At 64.5% G+C, this 6,855-nt stretch carries 6 protein-coding genes; 4 read left to right on the top strand and 2 right to left on the bottom strand.

What is annotated here, in order from left to right:
• The first annotated feature begins 353 nt into the window (after window positions 1-353).
• The 4 genes from AC0QTX_RS10085 to AC0QTX_RS10070 are packed head-to-tail and all read left to right on the top strand — an operon-like array spanning window position 354 to window position 5,078.
• Complete coding sequence (locus AC0QTX_RS10085) at window positions 354-1,874, top strand: ABC transporter substrate-binding protein (protein WP_474603696.1); 1,521 nt, start codon at window positions 354-356, stop codon at window positions 1,872-1,874.
• Window positions 1,871-2,806, top strand: coding sequence for an ABC transporter permease (locus AC0QTX_RS10080; protein ID WP_474603695.1), 936 nt, complete (start codon window positions 1,871-1,873; stop codon window positions 2,804-2,806). Before AC0QTX_RS10085 ends, AC0QTX_RS10080 begins: the two co-directional genes overlap by 4 nt.
• Window positions 2,803-3,633 carry an ABC transporter permease gene (locus tag AC0QTX_RS10075; protein WP_474603694.1) on the top strand — a complete coding sequence of 277 codons (831 nt, stop codon included), beginning with the start codon at window positions 2,803-2,805 and terminating at the stop codon, window positions 3,631-3,633. Before AC0QTX_RS10080 ends, AC0QTX_RS10075 begins: the two co-directional genes overlap by 4 nt.
• Entirely contained in the window at window positions 3,630-5,078 is a 1,449-nt protein-coding gene (locus AC0QTX_RS10070; RefSeq protein WP_474603693.1) for an ABC transporter ATP-binding protein, read from the top strand. Before AC0QTX_RS10075 ends, AC0QTX_RS10070 begins: the two co-directional genes overlap by 4 nt.
• Before the next feature lie 23 nt (window positions 5,079-5,101).
• On the opposite strand, the gene AC0QTX_RS10065 is transcribed toward AC0QTX_RS10070, so the two are convergent.
• Together AC0QTX_RS10065 and AC0QTX_RS10060 are read right to left on the bottom strand one after the other, a co-directional pair.
• On the bottom strand, window positions 5,102-5,776 hold the full coding sequence (locus tag AC0QTX_RS10065; protein ID WP_474603692.1) for a DUF1007 family protein: 675 nt from the start codon (window positions 5,774-5,776) through the stop codon (window positions 5,102-5,104).
• 122 nt (window positions 5,777-5,898) lie between these two features.
• The gene (locus tag AC0QTX_RS10060) at window positions 5,899-6,810 is read right to left on the bottom strand and encodes a LysR substrate-binding domain-containing protein (RefSeq protein ID WP_474603691.1); all 912 of its coding nucleotides are present in this window, start codon (window positions 6,808-6,810) and stop codon (window positions 5,899-5,901) included.
• Window positions 6,811-6,855: the final 45 nt, after the last annotated feature.

Raw genomic sequence — 6,855 nt, 5'->3', positions numbered from 1 at the left:
GGCCTAGTTTGGCGCGCTAATACAACTAATAGATCGGCGAAGCAGCGCTCGGGAGTTTTTCAACAAAATCGGCACATTTAAGAAGTTGGGCAGAGGACAGCTCACTCAGCCGAAGCAGACATTCGCGAAGGGTACGGGATCGGCAGAGAATGCCCCAAAGGACACTCCGGGGAACCCAGGTACCCCTGAAGGTACAGTGAGCAGCCTGTCATCGTCTCGTTACCAGATGCAGCCATGCAGGCACCCGGTGGCTTAGGTGGCGCCGCGCCAAACCGGGGCTGGACAGCACCTAGATCTGAAGCTATGGCGTATAGTATACTATACGTAGCCACAGCCGAAGGGAGCTCCTCACCATGCTGCGCACTGTTTCCGTCCTGGGCCTCGGCCTCATGCTGGGCCTCGGTCCCGTCCAGGCCGCGGCGGGTGACGATGTCCTCGACATTGTGGCTCCCTTCGAGATCAACGGCACCGATCCCTCCACGGCGGGAGATCTCTTCCTGAAGATGGGTGTGGCCGAGACCCTTGTCAGCGCCGACGAGGCCGGGAAGCCTGTGGCGGCGCTGGCCGCGTCCTGGGAGCTCTCGGACGACGGCAAGGTCTGGCGCTTCAAGCTGCGTCCGAACGTGACCTTCCATGATGGCTCGCCCCTGACGGCCCAAGCCGTCTTCGCGGCATTGACCGCCGCGAAGGGCAAGCCCGGCATCCTCAACAAGGCGCCAATCGAGACAATTGCAGCAGACGCCAACGACGTCGTCATTCGCCTTTCCGAGCCCTTCGCGCCTTTGCTCGCCTTCCTGGCGCAGAACACCACGGCGATCCTGGCACCTGCCGCCTACGACGACAAAGGACGGGTGACGCAGGTCATTGGGACCGGGCCATACAGGATCAGACTCTTGCAAGCGCCGCAGAAGATGACGGTCGAGCGCTTCGACGGGTACTGGGGCGAGAAGCCCTCGATCCGGGCAGCCAGCTACCTGGCGGTCGGCCGCGGCGAGACTCGCGCGTTGATGGCGGAGAGCGGTGACGCGGATTTCGTGTTCAACCTCGATCCAGCGAGCCGCACCCGCCTGAGCCGGAGCCCCAAAGTGAACGTGCTCTCCGTCTCAATCCCGCGCAGTATCCTTCTCAAGGTGAACGCCGGCGATCCACTCCTGAAGGACATGCGCGCACGCCAGGCGCTGAGCCTTGCTGTCGATCGCGAGGGCATCGCTGCCGCCATCCTGCGCTACCCGGCCGCCGCCAACCAGCTCTTCCCGCCCAGCGTTGCGAGCTGGCACAATGCGAAGGTTCAACCGCTGGCCTACGATCCCGTGAAGGCCAAGGCACTGCTGGCCGAGCTCGGCTGGAGACCGGGGACTGACGGAGTTCTGGCGAAGGACGGCCAGCGCTTCACCCTAACGCTGACAACCTATCCCGACCGGCCTGAGCTTCCGCTCGTCGCCGCCGTCCTCCAGGAACAGCTCAAGGAAGTGGGCGTCGTGATCACCATCAACTCCACCAATTCGAGCGAGATCCCGGCCAAGCATCAGGACGGGACGCTGCAAATGGGCCTTGCCGCGCGCAACTTCGCGCTCGTCCCCGACCCGATCGGCACGATGTTGCAGGACTACCCACCGCAGGGTGGCGACTGGGGTTCGATGAATTGGTCCAATGCCGAGTTCGACCAGGCGATCAAGGATCTGTCCAAGGTCTCGGATGCGGCTCAGGGTCAGCCCCTGCGTGAGAAGGCGGTCTCGATCCTCCAGGCCGAGCTGCCGGTGATCCCGATCGCCTGGTACCAGCAGACGGCCGCCGTCTCCAAGAGCCTCGAGAACGTGCGCCTTGACCCATTCGAGCGTGACTTCGGCCTCGCCAGGATGCGGTGGGCGCAATGACGAGAGCTCTTGGCTATCGCCTGTTCCAGGCGGTTCTCGTTGCGCTGACGGTGGGCGTGCTGACCTTTATCATGGTCCGCGCGCTGCCCGGCGACATGGCCTACCGCATCGCAGCCGGCCGCTACGGCTACGATATGGTCAACACCGATGCGGCCAACGCGGTGCGCACCGAGCTTGGGCTCAACCAGGGCGGCGCGGCGGCTCTCGGCCAATGGTTCTGGGACCTGATCCGCTTCGACCTGGGTGAGTCTGTCGTCTCGGGCGAGGCCGTTATCGACGAGGTGCGCCACCAGCTCGGCCACACAGTGGAGCTCGCGATCACGGCGGTGCTGCTGTCACTCCTGATCGGACCACCGCTCGGTATTCTCGCTGGCCTGCGCCCCGGGGGGGTGATCGACCGCGGACTGTTGCTGGTGTCGAGCACGCTCCGCGCCCTGCCGCACTTCGTCGTGGGCCTGCTGCTGATCATCGTGCTGGCGACCGGAATGGGTGTCCTTCCGGCCGCAGGCCACGGCGAGCCGCAGAACCTGATCCTGCCGGCCCTGACGCTGGCGCTCGGGCTCGCCGCCGTCTCAAGCCGCGTGGCGCGGGATGCGATGGCGAGCGTTGCAAGCTCACCTTACTACGCTTTCGGGCGTACGAAGGGACTGTCGGAGATGCAGGTCTTCCTTCGCCATGGCTTGCGCAACGTGAGCGTGCCGATCGTCACCTATCTCGGCGTGCAGTTCATCTACCTCATTGAAGGGGTCGTGGTAGTGGAAACGCTCTTCGCGTGGCCCGGTATCGGCCATGCGCTCGTCCATGCGATCTTCGCCCGTGACGTGCCGGTGATCCAGGGAACGGCTCTTGTGATGGGACTGCTGTTCGTGCTGCTGAATGCGCTGGTGGATCTGGCCTGCTACCTCATCGATCCCCGGAGGCAGGCAGCATGACAATCGCCACAATGTCTTCACCCATCATTGCGTCCGAGCCGAGACACCTCCCCATCGGACGGATCATCGGCTTCGCCGTCCTCGCCCTCATCGTGCTCTTCGCTTTCCTGACGCCGCTTGTCTGGCCTGTGGATCCGACCAGGCAGAGCCTGCGCAACGTCCTGGCGGCCCCGAGCTGGAGCGAGCCGCTCGGCTATGATCATCTGGGGCGCTCGATGCTGGCCCGTCTCGCGGCAGCCTTGCGCCTGTCACTGGGTTTGGCTGTTCTCAGCGTGCTGACGGCCGCCGTCCCCGGTGTCCTGCTCGGCATCCTCGCAGCCTGGAAGGGCGGAATCGTTGATCGAGCCCTGTCGGTCCTCGGGGACGTGTTCCTGGCTCTCCCGGGACTTCTGCTTGTGCTGATGCTGACGGCCATCGCACCGGACACGCCTGGGGCGCTGTATGTCGGCATTTCCCTGGTGCTCTGGGTCGAGTACTTCCGGCTGACACGAGCCACCACCCGCACGCTGATCACGTCGCCGGCCGTGCAGGCCTCCCGCCTTCTTGGCTTCGGGCCGGCCTACATCGTTCGGCGCCATCTCTGGCCCGAGATAGCTACCATGATCCTGACCGTCGGCGCCTTCGGTGCAGCCTCCGCCATTATGGCGATCGCCGCGCTCGGCTTCGTCAGCGTCGGCGTGCGCCCGCCCACACCGGAGCTCGGCCTAATGATGACCGAGCTCCTGCCGTACTACGAGGAGGCCCCGCACGCCCTGCTGCAACCGATCATTGTCGTGTTCCTCCTCGTCCTCAGCCTCAATCTTATCGCCGGGAGCAAAACACGATGACCGCCCTGCTTGTCGCCGACGGCGTCTGCGTCTTTGCCAAGGAGCGGATCGTCGAGGCGGCCTCCCTGTCGCTTCATCCCGGCCGCCCCTTCACGATCCTGGGCGAGACCGGCTCGGGCAAGAGCCTGCTGGCTCAGGCCATCATGGGCACGCTGCCGAAGGGCCTTCGTGCCGAGGGCAGCGTCACCATCGCGGGCCAGCGGCTGTCGCTTGCCGCAGGGCAGGGGCATCGTTCCCTCTGGGGCCGCGTTATCTCCGTGCTACCGCAGGAGCCGTGGCTGGCGCTTGATCCAACCATGCAGGCCCGCGAGCAGGTGGCCGAGGGCTATGGCTTCGTGCGGGGATTGAGCAAGGCCGAAGCCAACCTCCATGCCCAAGCCGACCTGACAAGCCTCGGACTTGCCGAGGCCGGGGGCAAGCTGCCGTCCCAGCTCTCCGGCGGCATGGCCCAGCGTGTAGCCTTCGCGGCATCACGCGCGGGCGGGGCCCGGATCGTCATCGCCGACGAACCGACCAAGGGTCTCGATGTTGCTCGCCGTGACGATGTCATCGCGCTCCTCATGCGTGAGGTGGCCGAGGGCGGCGGCCTCCTGACCATCACGCACGACCTCGAACTGGCACGGCGCATGGGCGGCGACCTCGCGGTGATGCTCAACGGCGTCATCATCGAGCAGGGACCGGCCGAGGAGGTGCTTAGGCATCCGCAGCATGCCTACACCCGGCGACTGATCGAGGCCGACCCTGCTCATTGGCCGGACGCACAACCCCCGAAGGCCGCAGGGAGGCCTATCCTAGTGGCGGAGGGAATCGGCAAATCTCGTGGTGGACAGCGGCTGTTCAGTGGGCAGAACCTCGCGGTCCACCCGGGTGAGATCATTGGCATCACGGGACCGAGCGGCTGCGGGAAGAGCACGTTCGGCGACATCCTGCTCGGGCTGCTCCATCCGGACGAGGGCTCCGTTCACCGCGGCGAGGCACCGCCCGTGATCAAGTTCCAGAAGCTATACCAAGACCCACCGTCGGCCTTCCCACAGCGGATCACCTTGCGCCGCGCTATCCTCGATCTCGTCAAGCTGCATGGCTTGGATGCCGCGAGAATCGAACCCCTCATGACACGGCTGCGGCTGGCACCCGAGCTTCTCGATCGGCTGCCGGCCGAGGTCTCAGGTGGCGAGTTGCAGCGGTTTGCGCTCTTGCGCGTCCTCCTACTCGATCCTGTGTTTCTGTTTGCTGACGAGCCGACCTCCCGGCTTGATCTCATTACACAGCAGGAAACGATCAACCTTCTCGTCGAAATGGCGCGGGAACGGAACTGCGCAGTCCTGATCGTCAGCCACGATACCGAGTTGATCCGCAAGGTGAGCGATCGGCGGATCCGGTTCGGGGCGGAGGAGTCCGAGACCCCGTCCAGGGTCCCCCCTACCCCCGAAATCGCCTTGGCCTAGACCGGAGTTCGGCCTCTACAGGGTCATTCCTGCTGACAGACGACAATGATCTGGCCGGCTAGGTCGCTGTTCGCTGTCGCAGGGACATCGAGTACACCTCGCAGGGCAGCCGCAATGTCTTGGGCCAGACGCTCAACGTCTTTGGATCCGCTTTCGGCTGGGTGCTTGATCGATACCCTGCAAGACTCCGGAGCCCCATCCAGCATTGCGGCTTCAGCACCTTCCAGGAGCGTGAGGGCCGTGAAGAAGGTTGGATCACCGATGCGGATCGTCATCTCCTTGGCCATTGCGGGAAACTCCAGCGGAAGCATGAACCGCAGCACGAGGCGGTCATCCGCCATGGTGGCTTGGTGATCGCCGGGGGAGGCAAGAGCGGCAGGTGAGCCATCCACCTTCACGGCCGTGAAGTAGTTGGCCTCTGCGAGGGAGGCGAGGTTCGCTTCGGCTAGTTCCTCGAGCTTGTCAGGATCAGGGCTGCCGTCTCTATCCGTATCGAGGCCCATGGTCGTGTATGCCGAATAGGCTGGATCGAAGATCCAGATATGCCGGATGCCTGTCACCCGCGCAGTCGCGTCGAAGACAATTTCAGCACGGGCCTCAACCCAGACATGAGAGTGCGCGACGGCCGGCGTCATGATTGCTAGCCCTGCGAGGGAGCCCGAGAGCCATCCTGTGCGGTTGAACCATTGCCTCTGCACGTGCGCGCTCCATTCGGGCCGGCATCATTTGGACAGGAAGGAACTGGTCCGATGCTTGGCCGCTTCGGAAGTTAACTTCAGCCTGAGCAAAAGGTTTGGATCGTCCGAATCCGTGCGGCTTCTTACTGCGCCGGGGTTTCTGCCAAGGAGTGACGCGTGTCGCGGGCCTGGAGGAGGGCAGCAACGAACTCCCTAACGAGGCGCGCCTGCTGGGCATCAGGACGGAAGAGTAGAATGCTCTTGAAGTAGACAGTCGGTTCGAAGGAGCGGAAGACTAGCCCTCGCTCATGGAAGCCGTCGGTTGACGCGGGATTGACAAGGCCTACGCCCACGCCCTCGAGCACTAGAGCGCAGACCGTTGTGGAGCCGGGCGTCTCGACTACGATCTTCGGGCGCACCCCCGCAGCCTCAAGGACGGCGTCGAACCGTTGGCGGGCACGGTCCTCGGGTGCCAGCGCGACGAAGGGCACGTTGTCGAGGTCCTCGGGCCTGACGGTCTCCCTGGCAGACAAGGGATGACCGGGAGGTATCGCGCAGACCGCCCGGAAGCTGCCGAAGGTCCGGTGTTCCACCCCGGACAGGTCCACCTCGTCGGCCGCGAGGCCGATGTCGAATTCGCCCGATCCGACGAGCTCGCGCACACGCGTGGTCGGATGGACCTGAAGAGTCAGGGCGATGTCTGGATGCTTGCCCTGAAACACCCGTATGGCGCGCGGCACGATCGTGTTCCCGAGCGCCGCAAGGCTGGCGATGCGGATGCTGCCCGAGCCAAAGTCGCGGATGCGGGCCACCTCCGCCCTCAGGCGCTCAAGGCCAACGAAGCTGCGGTCGACCTCCCGGAGAAGCAGCTTGGCCTCCGGGGTCGGCACGAGGCGGCTGCGGACCCGGTTGAACAGGGCGAACCCCACCGTCTCCTCAAGGTCGGTGATCGAGCGGCTGACCGACGGCTGGGTGATCTGGAGCAACTCGGCTGCCCTCGACGCTGAACCCGAGTGCATGACGGCGCGGAAGGTCTCGAGCTGGCGAAAGTTCATGATTCACCCGAATAGCAGAAGTCTATAGGTTTTATGCATAGACTG

The organism is Microvirga sp. jy35 (assembly GCF_056148915.1).
This window is presented reverse-complemented; position numbering and strand designations above follow the sequence as displayed.